The sequence below is a fragment of the Streptomyces sp. NPDC005423 genome (assembly GCF_040606415.1).
Lineage (GTDB): Bacteria > Actinomycetota > Actinomycetes > Streptomycetales > Streptomycetaceae > Streptomyces.
Map to the genome: position 1 here is coordinate 1 of NZ_JBEXET010000004.1, position 16,397 is coordinate 16,397.

General features: G+C 71.2%; 5 protein-coding genes. 1 reads left to right on the plus strand and 4 read right to left on the minus strand.

All coding sequences use genetic code 11. The features are described 5' to 3' along the window. Positions 1 to 839 precede the first annotated feature (839 nt). On the minus strand, positions 840 to 1,301 hold the full coding sequence (locus ABZT12_RS07850; RefSeq protein WP_356379071.1) for a MarR family transcriptional regulator: 462 nt from the start codon (positions 1,299 to 1,301) through the stop codon (positions 840 to 842). Positions 1,302 to 1,364: 63 nt separating this feature from the next. Here ABZT12_RS07850 and ABZT12_RS07855 point away from each other — a divergent pair, with 63 nt between their 5' ends. Then, positions 1,365 to 1,733: a VOC family protein gene (locus ABZT12_RS07855; RefSeq protein ID WP_356379074.1), complete on the plus strand. Its 369-nt coding sequence runs from the start codon at positions 1,365 to 1,367 to the stop codon at positions 1,731 to 1,733. A 145-nt stretch (positions 1,734 to 1,878) separates the two neighbouring features. On the opposite strand, the gene ABZT12_RS07860 is transcribed toward ABZT12_RS07855, so the two are convergent. Genes ABZT12_RS07860 through ABZT12_RS07870 form a run of 3 tightly spaced genes read right to left on the minus strand, consistent with a single transcriptional unit; the run spans position 1,879 to position 16,097 of the window. Further along, the gene (locus ABZT12_RS07860; RefSeq protein ID WP_356379077.1) at positions 1,879 to 2,751 is read right to left on the minus strand and encodes a TauD/TfdA family dioxygenase; all 873 of its coding nucleotides are present in this window, start codon (positions 2,749 to 2,751) and stop codon (positions 1,879 to 1,881) included. Between the two features lie 39 nt (positions 2,752 to 2,790). Beyond that, the gene (locus ABZT12_RS07865) at positions 2,791 to 12,069 is read right to left on the minus strand and encodes an amino acid adenylation domain-containing protein (protein ID WP_356379080.1); all 9,279 of its coding nucleotides are present in this window, start codon (positions 12,067 to 12,069) and stop codon (positions 2,791 to 2,793) included. A 29-nt stretch (positions 12,070 to 12,098) separates the two neighbouring features. Continuing rightward, the gene (locus ABZT12_RS07870; protein WP_356379083.1) at positions 12,099 to 16,097 is read right to left on the minus strand and encodes an amino acid adenylation domain-containing protein; all 3,999 of its coding nucleotides are present in this window, start codon (positions 16,095 to 16,097) and stop codon (positions 12,099 to 12,101) included. Positions 16,098 to 16,397 lie beyond the last annotated feature (300 nt).

Consider the following 16,397-nt stretch of genomic DNA (forward strand, 5'->3'; position numbering starts at 1 on the left):
TCTCCGCACACCCGACCTACCTGCTGCCGGGAGTACTGGGATCGCGGTTGCTCGACCGGAGACCACCTCACTTACGATGTCCTGCGGTACCCGGGTTCAAGACCTAAGCCCGGGCGATCCTGATGGCGGCTCCTCCGTTCTTCCCTCTGATTTCACTTACGTTGCTGAGCGGGAACTGCGTACTGCTGGTGATGCGTACTGCTGGTGATGCGTACTGCTGGTGATGCGTACTGCTGGTGATGCGTACTGCTGGTGGCCTGTGACAGCGCCACTCTTCGACAGCCAGCCCCGTCGCCCGTCCTGCGTCTGCTCTGGCTTGGAACCCCACTGCCGAACCTCCCGGTGCGCGCGCCCGCAGCCGACGCCTTCACCGAGGTGCTGCTCACCGACTTCACTGCTGAGTCCTGCGAACCTCACTTACCGGTACTGCACTACTGCTCACGGCAGCCCCTGATCACTGCGGGCCACCCGGTCCGGTCGTCAGCCCCGTCGCCGTCCTGCGACAACCCTGGCTTCGAAACTCCACCACCGCACCGTCCTGCCAACTGCAACTACATGTACTGCTGCCCGGCAGTTCGTGTCTGCCCGGGCCCTGCGGTCTCTCTGGGCTACGAGAGAAACATACCCACACCCCAGCCCCAATGTCTATTCCGGCAAGCACAGATTTCCGCGTGTCCGACAGGAAGTTAATCGGCGCCTACGAGGCGGCGGCTGCGGGATGCCTATCCCCACGGCACACCTCTGTCGGCCCCGCCGGCGGGGAGGACGGGGCCGGAGCAGGCGGACGTGCGGGGCCGCACTCCCGTCCGGGCGCGGCGAGATGTGCGCCGAGGGATGAGCTACGCACCGTCGTCGTTGGCATCGCGCAGGGAATGGATCATGCTCCGCAGGATGCGGAACGCGCTCGACTGCTCGGTCTCGGTCATGCCGGCCAGCATTCCGACCTCGACGGCCCGGACCGCCACGGTCGCCTTCTCCAGGCTCCGTCGGCCGCGAGGTGTGAGCCGCGCGGGAAGGGCCTTTCCGACGGGCGCCTCCGCGGGCCTGGTCACGTAGCCCTCCCGTTCCAGGGTCTGGAGCAGCACGTTCATCGACTGCCGTGTCACGAACGCGCCCCGCGCGAGCTCGGAGTTGGACAACCCTGGCCGTTGAGCCAGCAGTTCGAGGCAGGAGTAGCGCGTCACGCTCATCCTGAGTGGCCGCAGCGCCTCCTCCATGGCCACACGCAGGGCGCTCGAAGCCTCCTTCAGCAGGTAGCCCAGCGACTTGTCCAGGTCGACGCCGACACCGTTTTGACTCATGTCAGCATTCTGACATACGTTGGTCCGTGTCAGGAATCTGACACGTAGCTGAGGAGTATTGCCATGCCCGCGACCGGCCCCGACTTCATCTCTCTCCAGGTGCGCGACCTCGACGCCTCGCAGGCGTTCTACGAGCAGTACCTCGGCCTCGTCCGCTCGCAGGCCGGACCTCCGCACGCCGTCGTCTTCGAGACGAAGCCGATCGCGTTCGCCCTCCGCGACATCCTTCCCGGCACCGATCTCGCGTCCGTCGCCCAGCCCGGCATCGGTGCCGCGATCTGGCTCCACGCCACCGACGTCCAGGCCATCCACGATGCTCTCGTCGCCGACGGTCACACCGTCGTCTCCGCACCGGTTGACGGCCCCTTCGGCCGGACCTTCACCTTCGCCGACCCCGACGGCTACCAAGTCACTCTCCACGACCGCACCTGATACGCACGCGGCGCGTCGGTGCCGGGGGTAGCGGTCGAGCTCTTCCGAGGATGTGGAGTTTCCGCACCGCTCATGGTGACAGGGAGCGCGGTGAGGCGTCGTACGCGGGACCGGTCCGTGCGGGACGCCTCACCCGTTCAGGACATCAGGCTTTTACGGGGCCGCCGTTGATGGCGACACGCTGGCCGTAGCGGGCGTAGGGGTAGTAGTCGTACGTCGCATGGTGCTGGACGCAGCGGTTGTCCCAGAAGACCAGCGTGCCCGGGGTCCAGCGGACGCGGCAGTGCAGGACCGGCCTGCGGGCGATGATGTCGAAGAGCACGTCGAGCAGGGCCCGGCTCTCGTCGGCGGAGAGTTGCGGGATGCGACTGGTGTAGGCCTTGTTGACGTACAGCAGTTTGCGGTCGGTCTCGGGGTGCCGGGCGACGAGCGGGTGTTCGCTCTTGGGGATGACGTAGTCCGCGGGCGGTGTGTAGCCCGCGAGGGCCTGCGCTCCGTCGTGTATCGCGGTCAGGGGGTCCAGCAGGGCGCGCATGGCCGGTGAGAGCATGTCGTAGGCGAGGTGCATGTTGGCGAAGAGGGTGTCGCCGCCGCAGCCCGGCTCGGGTATCTCGGTGATGTAGAGCATCGACCCCAGTGACGGTTCGGCGTCCGCGGTGCCGTCCGCGTGCCAGCCGTTGCCCGCCACGTCCGCCGCGGCCGACGTCGTGCGGATCTCCAGGATGCAGGGATCGCCCTCGGGCGGCGGCGGGTTGACGGGGCGCAGTTCGCCGAAGGCGCCGGCGAAGCGCTTGTGGTGCTCGGCGGTGATCGTCTGGTCGCGGAAGACGAGGACGTGGTGGTCCCGGAAGGCGGTCCGGATTTCCTCCAGTTGCTCCGCCGGGATCTCCCGCGACAGGTCGACGCCTGAGACTTCCGCCCCCAGAACGGGGGTGATCCGGTTGACGGTCAGCGTGCGGTAGGGGTGCACCGGACGTGTGGTCACCGCTTCCAGTGCCTCGCGTTCGTATGACTCCATGTCATCCTCCAAAGGGGGGTGGGCAGTTGGGGGTCGGGTTCACAGGTCGGTGGCTCCCCGGGCGTCGGCGCCCGGGGACGCCAGCGTTGTCCTGATGGTCTCGGCCACCGAGTCCACGTGGGGTTTCGCGACGATGCCGTAGTGGTCCGTGGGCAGGTACGTGCGTACGGCCGACGGGGGCAGGCAGTTGTTCCACTGCTGGTCCGGCTCCCGTGGGCCCGCGGGGGTGGGCAGGCCCGCCGTGGGGTGTTCGGCCAGCCACAGGTACGTGGGGACGGAGACGAGCGGCCGTACGCGGTGTGCCCCGAGGCTGCGCAGGTTCGCACGGCAGCAGTGGGCCAGCCTCTCGGCGTACGCCTGCGCGTGCTCGGTCGGCAACGAGGAAGCCCCGGTGCCGAGTTCGGCGGCGAAGACCTTCTCCAGGTGGGCCTCGTCGTAGGCGGCGACCAGCTCTTCCGCCTGGGGCGGTGGCGGGTCCAGCAGGTAGAGCGCTTCCAGTGGCCGGCCGGCCGACTCGGCGAGGCCCGCCATCTCCATCGCCACCCGGGCGCCGTAGGACCATCCGGCCAGGTGAAGCCGGTGCTCGGGTCCGCCGAAGCGCGCACGCAGTTCGGCGTCGTAGTGCTGGGCGCGCTCGGTGAGCGACCATGCGGGCATCTCGGTGTCGCGGAGTGCCGGGTCGGCGATGAGACACACCGTCGGCGCGGGTCCGAGCGCCGCCACCAGGGTGCGGTATGCCTGGATGTCTCCGCCCACGGGGTGTACCAGGCACAGGACGGCCGGGCCGGTTCCCTCCTGCCAGATGTCGAGGACGACCCGGGAGGTGGCGCCGGCCGCCTCGGTGGCGGGCTCGGCGGAGGTGAGGGCGGCCTCGATGTGTTTCAGGATCTCCGTGAGGCTGACGCGGTGACTGAAGGAGGCCAGGTCGAACTCGACGCCGTGGTCGTCCTCGATCTGGGCGATCAGGGTGATCAGGGTCAGCGAGTCGGCGCCCAGGTCGTAGAGGGAGTCCTCGGGGTCCAGTTCGTCGACCCCCAGCAGCTCCTGGATCACCCGCGCCATGGCGTCCGCCCGGTCTCCGGTGCTGTCGGTGTCGGAGGCCGCCTCCTCTGTGGCCGTCGGGTGCGCCGGTCCGGAGTGCGGGGACCGGTCCGCGCTTCCGGCGGGAGCGTAGAAGGCCCGGGATGCCTCGATGTCCGTTGTGGACACGAGGAGTTGGGGCAGTTGCAGGGCCAGGGCGTGGGCGAAGACGGCTCTGCCTTCCTCGACGGTCAGGCCGACCGCGAGATGGGCCTGATGGCGGGCGTCCGCGTTCAGGACCCGGGTTGCCATTCCGGTCTCGCTCCAGATGTCCCAGTCGATGCCGATCCGGAGGGTCGTCTCCGTCGCGGCGGCCCGGTGGTGGGCGAAGGCGTCGAGGAGGCTCGCGCCGGCCGCGTAGTCGCTCTGACCGACACCGCCGAGCGAGGCGGACATCGAGGAGCAGTAGACCGCGATCTCCGGACGGAAGGCTCCGATCAGGTGCTCGACGAGGAGTGCGCCCCTCTCGCGGACCGCGGCGGCGTCGCGCATCGCGGCGGCGTCACGTCGTACGAGCAGCCCGCCGTGTCCGAGACCGGCCGCGTGGATGACGCCGTCCAGCCGTGCCGTGTGGCCGGCGACGGCCGCCGCCACCTCGTGGACGGGCATGGCCGTGAGATCCGCCGGGACGAGGCCGATGCGGTGGGCCCATTCGGTCAGCTCCTCGGGCACCCGCGGGTTCTTCGACAGCAACAGCACCCGGCCGCGGGTGTGTTCCAGCAGCCAGGCGGCGATGGCGCGGCCTATGCCGCCCGTGCCGCCGAGCACCAGGTGGACGGTGTCCGCTCCGGCCGGTACGTGGGACTGCGTACCCTCCGGCTCCGGTACGGGTACGGTGCCCTGCCGCCACCAGTAACCCTGCCGCAGCGCGAGCTGGCGCGGCAGGGCCGGTCCGTCGGGGTGCCCGGCCCGACGTGTCCCGGCGACCACCGAGGCCACGTGTCCGGCCCAGCGGGTGAGGTCGCCGTCGGGGAGGTCGAGCCAGTGGCCGGTCAGGGCGGACTCCTGAGGGGCGACCTCGACCGGTCCGGCGAGGAGCGCCAGTTCGGGTCTGTCCACCGTTCCCGTCACGGGCCGGGCGCCGTACGACAGCCACCACACCCGGGGGGAACCGTCCCGCCCGCTCAACGCCTGGGCCAGGGCAGCCGTGCTGTCCAGGCAGGTGTGCCGGGCGTGTGCCAGGGTGCCGGGGCCGACCGGACCCGTCACGTCGAGGGGCAGGGCGTGCACCCACTCCGTGTCGGCGGAGGCCGGGACGCCGTCCTCGGACAGCGCGTCGAGCAGCCGGCGCATCGACGCCGGATCGGCGGGGTCCGCGTCGTAGGCGTCCGGTCCTCTGCGGGCGAAGGCACCGGCCGGATGCACCCGTATCACTCGCGGCGCCACCGCCATGAAGGGCGCGAGTGCGGTCGGCGGAGTGTTCTCGGAGGCCACGACGACCACGGCGGTCGCGCGGCCGGGCGGCACGGTGGTGTCCGCCGCGGCGGCACGGCGCAGCCGGACCCAGTGCGGCTGGTGCAGCCAGTTCTCCGGGGGCAGCCGGCGGGGTGGGGCGGCCGGGGCCTCGCGCCGGTCTTCGGGCAGTCGGTCGAAGTCGTACTCCGTGAGGGCGAAGGACGGGGGTGGGAAGTCCCAGGGCGCCTGGGCGGAGCCCGTCCCCCAGTCGACAGGGCGTCCGGCGGCCCAGTCCTCGGCGATGTCGTGGGCCGTGCGACCGTCCGGGGACACCGGTACGGCGTCCGGGTCCGCGGTGCCGAGCGGCACCGCCCCGGTGGCCACCGCGCGCAGCCAGTGCCCGGCCGCGGCGGCGTCCGTCACGGGTGCCGCGGCCCGCAGGCGGCGGGCGACCCGCCCGGTCTGGAGATGCCGCAGCACGAACTGAAGCTGTTCCGGGTGCAGTTGGAGGTAGTCGGCGATCCGGGCGGCGTCGGCGGCGAGGGCGTCCGCGCTGGAGGCAGACAGCACGAGGCACCGGGGTACCTCGCCGTTCGCCACCGGTCCGGGCGTGGTGTCCCGCTCCACGATGACGTGGGCGTTGGTGCCGCCGATCCCGAAGCTGCTGACCGCGGCCACCCGTTCGCGTCCCTCGGGCCAGGGCGTGGCTTCGGCCGGGACGTGGAAAGGCGTGGGATCGGGGCCGATCTCCGGGTTGAAGGCACGGAAGTTGAGGTTGGGCGGGAGCGTCCCGTGGTGCACGGCGAGGACCGCGCGTACGAGGCCCACCACACCGGCCGCCGCGCCCATGTGGCCGAGCTGGCTCTTGACGGAGCTGAGGGCGCAGCGGCCGGACTCACTCACGTCGAACGCCTGCCGTAGCGCCCCCACTTCGATCGGATCGCCCAGCCGGGTACCGGTGCCGTGGGCCTCCACGTAGCCGAGGTCGGCGCCCGTGCGTCCGGCGCGGGACAGGGCGGTCCGGATCACCTCCCGCTGTCCGGCCAGGGACGGCGCGGTGTAACTCATCTTCGCCGCACCGTCGTTGTTGATCGCGGAGCCGGTGACGAGTGCGTAGACGGTGTCGCCGTCGCGCCGTGCCTGCCGCAGTGTCTTGAGGACCACGACGCCGACGCCGCTCGCGCCGACCGTGCCGGTGGCGTCGTCGCTGAAGGGCCGGCAGTCGCCGTCCGCGGAGAAGATGTGCTGCGGGCGGTAGCGGTAGCCGCCGGTCAGGCCGGGGTCGACGAGTACTCCTCCGGCGAGCATCACGTCGGCTTCGCCCTGCCGGAGCAGCCCGGCGCCGAGGTGTACGGCGACGAGTGAGCTGGAGCAGGCCGTCTGGGCGCTGAAGGCGGGGCCGGTCAGCCCGAGGTGGTACGCCACCTTGGTGGCCAGGAAGTCCTTCTCGTGGTGCAGGGCGAGCTGGAAGCCGTCGGGCAGTCGGCCGGGGTCCGCCTCGCGCAGCAGGGACTGGAAGTAGGTGTTCTCCCCCGCGCCGGCCACCAGTCCCACCCGTGTGGTCGAGGTGTCCGCCACTCCGGCGTGCGCCAGGGCCTGCACGCAGGCCATCAGCAGGTGACGCTGCTGAGGGTCCATCAGGCGTGCCTCTTGGGGGCTGATGCCGAAGTGGCCCGGGTCGAAGTGGAGCATGCCGTCGAGGGTGCTGTGCGCGCCGACGACTCCGTCCGGCGCGTCGAAGCGGCGGATGCCGGTGCCGCCGGTAACCACCAGGTCCCAGAAGGCGGCCAGGTCCGGGGCGCCGGGCACCCGTACCGCCATGCCGACGACCGCGATCGGTTCACCGGGTTCGGGCACCCCGTGACTCTTCGCGGCCGGTGGGGTGAGTGGCCGCGGGGTGGTGAGGTGGCGGGCCAGGGAGCGGACGGTGACGTGCTCGAACAGGTCCGCGACGTTGAAGCGGAAGCCGAGTGCCGTGGTGCAGCGCAGGTGGAAGCGCATCAGGGCGAGACTGGAGGCACCTGCCTCGAAGAAGGTCTGGTCCGGTGCGATCGCCGACCCGGTGACTTCCTCGAAGGCGGCGCTGAGCCGCTCCTCCTCGGCCGACAGGCCGGTGCGGGTGATCGCGGACCTACGTATCTCCTCCCCCGGCGCCCGGACGACCGCCTGCCGGTCCAGCTTGCCGCTGGGGGTGCGGGGCAGTTGCTCCAGCCTGCGGAAGCGGTCGACCCGTACGTAGGAGGGCAGAAGGGCGGACAGGTGCGCGGTCAGCTCGTCGACGGACGGTGCTTCGCCACGGACCTCCAGGCCGGCCGTCAGCCGGTCGCCGTCACGGGCGACGACGGCGTTGACCACCGCCGGATGGCGCAGCAACGCGGCCTCGACGGAGCCGAGTTCGAGCCGGTGCCCGCTCAGTTTGATCTGCTGGTCGTCGCGGCCCGCGTAGTGCAGCAGGCCTTCGGTGTCGAAGAACGCCCGGTCACCGCTGCGGTAGAACAGTCCGGCGCCGGGGAGTTCGACGAACCGGGTGTCGTCGAGCGCGGGTTGGTCGAGGTAGCAGCGGGTGGCCATGGTGCCGCCGATCAGCAGCTCGCCGGTGCACCCGGTCGGGACCGGGTCGCCCTGGGCGTCCACCACGCGCAGGACGGCGCCGGCCACCGGACGTCCGATGGCGGGCCGCTCGGGCCACCGCCCGGGGTCCCCCTCCAGGCACAGGGCGCTGACCACATGTGTCTCGGTCGGCCCGTAGTGGTTGTGCAGGCGCGCGCCGGGGAGTCCGGCGAACCAGCGCCGGATGCTGTCGGTGCACACCAACTGCTCGCCCGCGGTGACCACTTCGCGGAGTCGGGAGGGGTACCTGTTGAGGCGGACGGCGTACTCGGCGAGGAGGTGCAGGGCCACGTAGGGCATGAAGATCCGCTCGGTGCCCGCGGAGTCCAGCCGGTCCAGGAGCGCGGGGGCGTCCTGGCGCCATTCGGGACGGATCAGCTGGAGGCTGCCACCTGTGCACAGGGTTCCGAAGATCTCCTGGAAGGACACGTCGAACGCCAGCATCGAGAACTGCTGGGTGGCCGCGGGGGCGGTCAGACCGCCGGGCCCGGACTGCCACCTGATCAGGTCGCACAGGGTGCGGTCGTGGATCTGCACGCCCTTGGGGACGCCGGTGGAGCCGGAGGTGAACAGGGTGTACAGGGGGCGGGTGCCCTCGTGGGCCGGAGCGTCGGCCGTACGTCGGTCAGGTGTGTGCCCGTCGTACGACGCACTCGTGCTGTCACCCGTGCGTGGCGCCGGGTCCGCCGGTACCACGAGGTGGCGCTCCCCACCGTCCGGGAGCAGGGTGTCCAGCTTCGCGGAGCCGTCCCGCGTGGTCAGGACGCACAGCGGGTCGATCTGTTCCAGGACACGGCGCAGCACGTCGGCCGGGTAGGAGGGGTCGAGGGGGACGATGGTGACGTTGAGCCTTGCCAGCGCGAGCAGCGCCACCACGTGTTCGGTGGAGGGGTCCAGGTACAGGGCCGCCCGGCAGGAGCCGCCGTCGGCCGGGATCGGGTAGCGGTCGGCCAGTTCGGTGGCGAGGGCCGCGGCACGGGCGTCGAGGGCCGCGTAGCTCAGGGTGGCGCCGTCGGCCGTGACGAGGGCGGGGGCGTCCGGGGTGCGGGCGACCTGCCGGCGGAAGCCGTCGGCGATCGTGGTGAAGCCGGGTTCCGGGGCGGGTCCGCGCCCGTGCTCGGGAAGGGAGCGCCGGTACGGCACGACGAGTTCACGCGCGGTGGAGCGGCCACCGGCCGCGAGCGCGTCCACGCCCCGCCGCAGCAGCTCCGCCATCGCCTCGACGTCCTCGCCGGTGAAGCGGTCCTCGGCGTACTCCCACAGCAGGTCGAGTCCGTCCGCGTGCTCGACCACGGAGACCGTCAGCGGGCACTTGGCCTCCGGTGCCGCCCACCACAGGGGGCGCTGGGCACAGCCGGTCAGTCGCAGGGCTCCGAAGTCGGTGTTCTCCAGGACGAAGAGGAAGTCGAACGGTGTGCTGTCGCCGACGGCCTCCCAGCCGGTCAGGACGTCGGTGAGCGCCACGTCCTGGCGTCCCAGTACCTGCCCCGTGCCGGTCCTGGTGCGGGCGAGGTGTGAGCGCAGGTCCTCGCCGGGCACGACGGTGAGGGGCAGCAGCACGGTGTTCGCCATCATGCCCGCGCTGTTCTCGAACTCGCGGACCGGGCGGCCCGCGACCGGGGCGGCGATGCGTGGGCGGACCAGGCCGGTCACGCCGTACAGGCTCCAGGAGAACACGGTCAGCAGGACCTGGAACCGGGTCATCCCGAACTCGGCGCACAACTGGTCCACTTGGGCCCGGCGAACGACGTCGAGCGACGTGTGCAGCAGGCGTGCCCGCGGCGCCGGACCGGCGTCCCGCACGGGCAGCGGCTCCTGCGGCTCCGCCAAGTCCCGGTAGAAGGACAGGAGTTCGTCGCGCTGCGCCTGATAGGCGGTGCTCGCGAACCGGTCGCTCTGCCAGACGGCGAAGTCCAGTGGGGTCGGGACGGGTGCCTCGGACGGGCCGTTTCCGGCGTAGGCGGCGGACAGGTCGTGCAGCAGGATGCTCAACGACCAGCCGTCCACGGCGATGTGGTGCAGGTGCAGCAGGAGCGTGCCGCCGCTGTCACGTGGCAGCCAGCAGGCTCTGAGCATGCGGGGGACGGCGAGGTCGAAGGGCTCGGCGAAGAAGGTGTCGGCGAAGGCGTGTGCTTCTTCCTCGTCCCATGCCTGCCGAGGGCCCGGTTCGTGCCAGGGGTCGTACGGCTCGCCGACGGTCTGCTCCAGGCCGTCCGGGCCGGTGTGGAAGCCCGTGCGCAGCGCCGCGTGGCGGGCCACCAGGCTGCGCAGCGCTCGCCGGAGGGCAGTGGTGTCGACGGGGCCGTCCACGTGGAAGGCCTGGTTGACGGAGTAGGCCCGGGAGCCGGGGGCGCGGCGCTGTACCAGCCACAGCCGCTGCTGTTCGCTGGTGGCGGGCGCCGATCGGGCGCCGGCGACCACCGGTGCCGGCAGGGCGCTCTCCTCGCCGGGACGGTCCGTGGCGAGGGACCGGGCGACGGCGGCCAGGTCGCCGTGGAGGACGGCCGCCTGCGTCAGCTCGCGGCCCCATCGCTGTCGTACGGCGAAGCAGAACCGGAGCGCCTTCAGCGAGTCACCGCCGCTGGCGATCCACCGGTCGCCGAGCCCGAGGCCGGTGGTGCCGAGTATCTCCTCGGCCAGTGCGACGACTTGGCGCTCCGTCTCCGTCGCGGCCGGCCCGGCGGAGCCGGAGGCGGCGGGGCGCCAGGGCCGGCCGGTCCGGCGCTCCAGGGCGGCCTGGTCGATCTTGCCGTTGGCGTTGAGCGGCAGCTCGGCCACGAGATGGATCTGGTGGGGGCGCATGTAGGCGGGCAGGTGGGTCGCCAGGTGGGCGTCGAACTCCTCGTAGGACAACTCCTGTTGGAGGACGACGAACGCCAGCAGTTCGTTGGGTCCCTGCTGGCCGGCGCGGCGCGTGCACACGTAGGCCCGGCGGACCGCCGGATGGGCGAGCACGCGGCGTTCCACCTCGCCGGGCTCGATCCTGAAGCCACGGACCTTGACCTGGCGGTCGGTTCGTCCGACGTACTCCACCAGGCCCTCGGGGTCGGACCGTACGAGGTCACCGGTGCGGTAGTGGCGCTCCTCGCCTCCGTCGAGCCACGGAAGTCGCACGAAACGCCGCTCGGTCTCCTCGGGGAGGCCGCGGTACCCGACGGCGAGTCCGGCTCCGCTCAACAGGAGTTCGCCGACCTCGCCGGGCGCGGCGATGCGCTCCTGGCCCGGTACGACCAGGGCCGCACCGGTCTGCGGCAGGGGTCGGCCGATCGGCACCACGTCTCCGTCGAAGTCCCGCGGGATCGGATGGAACAGGGCGAAGGTAGTGGACTCGGTCGGCCCGTAGGCGTTGAACAGGCGGGTGCCGCTGTCGGCGTTCTCCCGGTACCAGCGGCGGATCACCCGGGCGTTGAGCTGCTCACCGCCCACGAGAACCTCACCTGCCGATGCGAAGCAGTCCGGCACAGCCGTGACCGTCGCGTCGAACAGTGCCGCGGTGACGAAGAGGGTGTCCACGCGGCCGTCCCGCAGTGCCGCGGCGAGCCGCTCGGGAGTCTGCACGTCCCCGTCGCTCAGGACCACGCAGCAGCCACCGGTCAGCAGCGGCACCCAGACCTCGAAACTCAGCGCGTCGAAGGCCGGGTTGGCCAGGCAGGCATAGCGCAGACCGGGCTCGACGCGGAGGTAGCCGGGCTGTGCCAGTCGCCGGACTCCGGCGTCGGGGACCTCAACCCCCTTGGGCTGTCCGGTCGTTCCGGAGGTGTAGAACAGGAAGGACACCGTGCCGGGGGCGGACGGCGCAGACACGGCGGCAGCGGTGTCCGGAAGACCGGGCAGCAGGGCGTCGGCGGCGAGTGCCGGCACGTCCTGCGGGAGGCCGGTGACGCTCCCGGCCGTCTCGTGCACCACGGCGACCGCGGCGGAGTCCCGGAGGATGAAGTGACGGCGTTCGGCGGGGCTCTGGGTGTCGAGGGGCACGACCTGCGCCCCCAGTCGCAGAATGCCCAGCATCACGCAGACCAGCCGCCACGACCGCGGCAGTGCCACCGCCACGGCCTGTCCCGCGGTGACGCCCTGACGCCCCAGCTCCTGGGCGACGGCGGCGGCTGCCGCGTTCAACGTCGCGTAGTCGAGGCTGACTTCACCGTCGACGACCGCCTCGGCGTGTGGTGTGCGCAGGGCTCGGCGGTGGATCTCCAGGGCTGTCCCGGCCGGGAGGTTCAGGTCGTCGGCCACGTCGGTGGGGGATGTTTCGACGCGCGGTTTCATCGTGCCTCCGTCGTGCCTGAAGGAGTTGTGCGCTCCGTCCCGCCCTGGCCTGGGACGGAGGTCAGCCGGTGCAGTTCGGCGGTGAGGACGGCGGCGACGCGGGGCAGTTCGGCGCTCTCCAGCATGTCCCAGTGACCGCACGCGACGGGCTCGACGACGAACTCGCCGCTGACGCGACGCCGCCAGAACGCGCGTAGACGTGCGGCGGCGCCCTCGACGTCCGTGTCCGTGTCCTCCACGGCCGTCGCCTGCATCAGCACGACACGGGCGGGCGATGCGGGTACGGCGTAGTCGCGTGCCGTCTCGCGGTGGTGGTTGTAGACGTGCAGGTACCGGGCCACCTGGCCGTCGTCGATACCCGGGTACATGCCGTTGAAGCGCACCAGTTTCTCCCGGAACTCCTTCATGCCGACCGGCTCGACCGCGGCGCGCTGCTCGTCGTCCTGGGCACCGTGGCTGTCGAGGAGGACCACGCTGACCTTCTCGTGTCCGGCCGCCACCAGGCGGCGGCCCATCTCGTACGCGATCAGACCGCCGTAGGAGAGGCCGCACAGCACCAGTGCCTCGTCGGCGCGCGGGGCCACCAGCCGCAGGTACTCCTCGGCCATCGCCCCGACGCCGGGCAGGGTGGCCTCGCCGGGGTTGATGCCGGGCGCCTGGAGCCCCACCACGCCTATGTCGTCGGCCAGTTCGGCGGAGAGCGGCAGGTAGCAGAACGCGGTGCCGCCGGCGGGGTGCACACACACCACGCGCTGCCGGCCGCCGCCCGCACGGAATTCGACCAGGCTGCTGCGTTCCGCGGACCGCGCGGTATCGCCCCCGTGGCCGCGCACCCGCTCCGCGAGCGCCTCGATGGTGGGGTGCAGCATGACGTCCCGGACGGGCAGGGCGACGCCGAGTTCCTCCTGGACGGCGGAGGCCATCTTGATCGCCGATATCGAAGTGCCGCCCAGCGCGAAGAAGTTGTCCCCGATTCCGATGTCCGGGTGCAGCAGCACCCCGCGCCAGACCCGGTACAGCGCCATCTCCACATGGTCGCGGGGCGCGGCCGTGTTGACCTGCCCCGGGCGGGCTCCCGCCACGGCGCGCAGCACCTCGGTCCGGTCCACCTTGCCGCTGTGGTTCAACGGCAGTCGTGGGAACTCGGCCACCACGGAGGGGATCATGTAGTCCGGCAGCCGGTTTTTGAGGGCCGCCCGCCACTCGTACGGCATCCGCGTGGTCTCGGCGTCGCATCCCACACCGGCGACCAGGTGGGGGCCGCCGGGTGCGTCGCGATCGGCCAGGACCACGGCCTCCCGCACCCCGGGGACGGCCAGGAGCGCCGCCTCGACCTCGCCGGGTTCGATACGGAAGCCGCGCAGTTTGAGCTGGTCGTCGCGGCGGCCGACGTACTCGGCGTTGCCGTCCGGGAGCCAGCGCGCCAGGTCGCCGGTGCGGTAGAGGCGTTCGCCGGGGACGAACGGGTCGGGCACGAAGAGTTCGTCGGTGAGGTCGGGGCGGTTCAGATAGCCACGGGCCAGGCTCGCTCCGCCGAGGTAGACCTCTCCGGGTACTCCCACGGGTACCGGGCGCATCCGGGCGTCGAGCAGATACAGGCGTGTGCCGCGCAGCGGCCGCCCGATGGGACACGACCGGTCGTACGGCTGGGGGTCGGTGTAGGCGGTGGAGTAGAGCGTGGCCTCCGTCGGGCCGTATCCGAAGCAGATGCGCAGGCCGGGCAGCAGCTCGCGCATGCGGTGCAGGGTGCTCTCCGGCAGGGATTCCACTCCGGTGAGGAGCTGACGCAGGCTCGATCCGGCCAGGCGGGTGACCGGGTCCTCGCCGATCCACAGGACGTAGGACGGGGGCAGGAACGCCTGGGTGACCTTGCGTTCGCGCATCCAGTCCAGCAACGCCCTTGGATCTCCCCGGAGTTCGTCGGGAACCAGGTGGAGCACGGCGCCGGTGGTCAACGGGACGAGGAGTTCGTGCACCGACGCGTCGAAGCCGATACTCGACCACGCCGACGACGCCTCACCGGGGGTGTCCCCCATGAGTTCGCGCCAGTGGTCGAGGAGGTTGACGACGCTGCCGTGTGTCACCGCCACGCCTTTGGGGCGGCCGGTCGAGCCCGAGGTGTAGATGACGTAGGCGAGCCGGGTCCGGTCCGTGTCGATGGCAGGGGCCTCGTCGTGCGTCCCCGCTGCCTCCACCTCCGCCAGGAGTTCCCACAGCTGTCCGGCGTCGTCCGCGGTGTCCCTCTGGTCGGTCAGCACGAGGACCGGTGCGGCGTCGCTCACCATGGCGGTGAGCCGCTCCGGGGGCTGGCCGGGGTCGAGGGGCAGGTAGGCAGCTCCGGACTTGAGGATCCCGAGTACGCCGACGACGAGTTCGGCCGTGCGTCCGGTGTGCAGGCCCACCACACGATCGGGACCGGCGCCGCGGGCGATCAGCGCGTGGGCGAGACGGTTGGCCCGGCGGTCGAGTGTCGCGTAGTCCAGTTCCTCGTCATCGGCCACCACCGCGCACTGCCCGGGTTGTTCGCGGACCTGTGCGGCGAAGCGTTCCAGCACGCCCGGTGATGCCGGGTCGGCCACGGCGGGCCCGGTACTGAAGGTGGCGAGGAGTGTCCGCTGCTCCTCCTCGTCGAGCAGCGTCAGGTCGGCGATCTCGGCGTCGGGCCGCTCGGTCATCAGACGCAGTACGCGGAGGAACTGGTGTATGTACCGTTCGATCGTCGTCCGGTCGAAGAGCGCCACCGCGTAGTCGATCTCGCCGGTGAGGTGCCGGCCCTCGTCGGCCAGGGCCAGGACCATGTCGAACTTGGCGGGTACGTGGGCGGCGTCCTCCCGCAACTCAACGTCCAGACCGGGGAGTTCGAGTTCCTTCCGCATGGAGGGGACCCAGGCGAACATGGTCTGGAACAGGGCCGTGTAGGCGGGGCTCCGCGGTGGGTTGACCAGTTCGACGACGCGCTCGAAGGGGAGGTCGACGTGTTTGAGGGCGCCACGGATCCGCTCGTTCACCCGCTTCAGGGCGTCGGTGAGGCGGGGGGAGCCGGAGAGGTCCGCGCGCAGGGCGAGCGTGTTGACGAAGAAGCCGATCAGGCCCTCGACGTCCCCGCGTCGGCGGTTCGAGGTGGGGGCGCCGACCACGATGTCGTCCTGTCCGGAGAGCAGGGACAGCAGCACGGACCAGCCGGTGAGGACGGTCGCGTAGAGGGAGACATCGTTGTCCGAGGCCAGTGCGCGCAGGGCCCGCGTCAGGTCCTCGTCGACGGTCACGGCCAACCGGTCGCCACGGAAGTCCTGTTCGGGAGGGCGCGGCCGGTCGGTGGGCAGGGAGATCACGGCCGGGGTGCCGGCCAGTGCGGTGGCCCAGTAGCCGGCGTGCGGGGCGGGCTCGTCTCCCGACATCCACTCCCACTGCCAGCGCGTGTAGTCGCTGTACTGCCAGGTCAGTTCGGGCAGCGGGACGTCCTGCCCCTGCTGGAGCGCGGCGTAGACCAGGCCCAGCTCTCGCAGCAGCAGGGAGCGGGACCAGCCGTCGAAGACGATGTGATGCGCCACCAGGACCAGTACGTGATGGCCGGGTCGGAGGGCGATCAGGCAGCCGCGCGCCATGGGCTCCTCGCCCAGCCGGAACGGGGTGCCCTCCACCTCCGACCGTATGCGCGCGAACCGTTCGGCCCGGTCCGGCAGTCCCGTCAGATCCTCGTAGGTCACCGGGAACCCCGTGTCCGGCGGATCGACGACCTGAACCGCCGAACCCGCGGAGGGGACCAGCCGGGTGCGCAGGGCCTCGTGCCGGGCCGCGACCTGGTGCAGCGCCTTGATGAGCAGATCCCGGTCCAGCGGTCCCCGGATATCGAAGGGCATCGGCTCGTTGTAGGCGGCACTGGCGTCTCCGTCCATGCGTGCCATGACCCACAGACGTTCCTGCGCCAGTGACAAAGGCGCCGATTTTATCTCTTCGTCGGAATGATTACTGACTGCGATTCGGGGCAAAGACACGGATTACCCTTCACGAGAAGAGAACGCGGCGGAACACGGTTCCGGCGTTCCCCGAGCATCAGACTGACGTCCGGATCGTGCGGATTGCAAGCGAAATGGGATCTGAAACCAATAGCTACGGGTTTAGGCGTTTCAGCAGGGGCCTCGACTGAGGCGATCGGCCATCCGGCCTGGTCAATGCCCTCTTCGCGCTGCTGTGTGAACAGTTCGAAGGGCGGGCCCGTCCCGGATCTGGAAGTGGACTGTCACGACCTCGGCGGCGCTTCGCGCACACCTCTGAGAATTGCCACCTGTCTACCA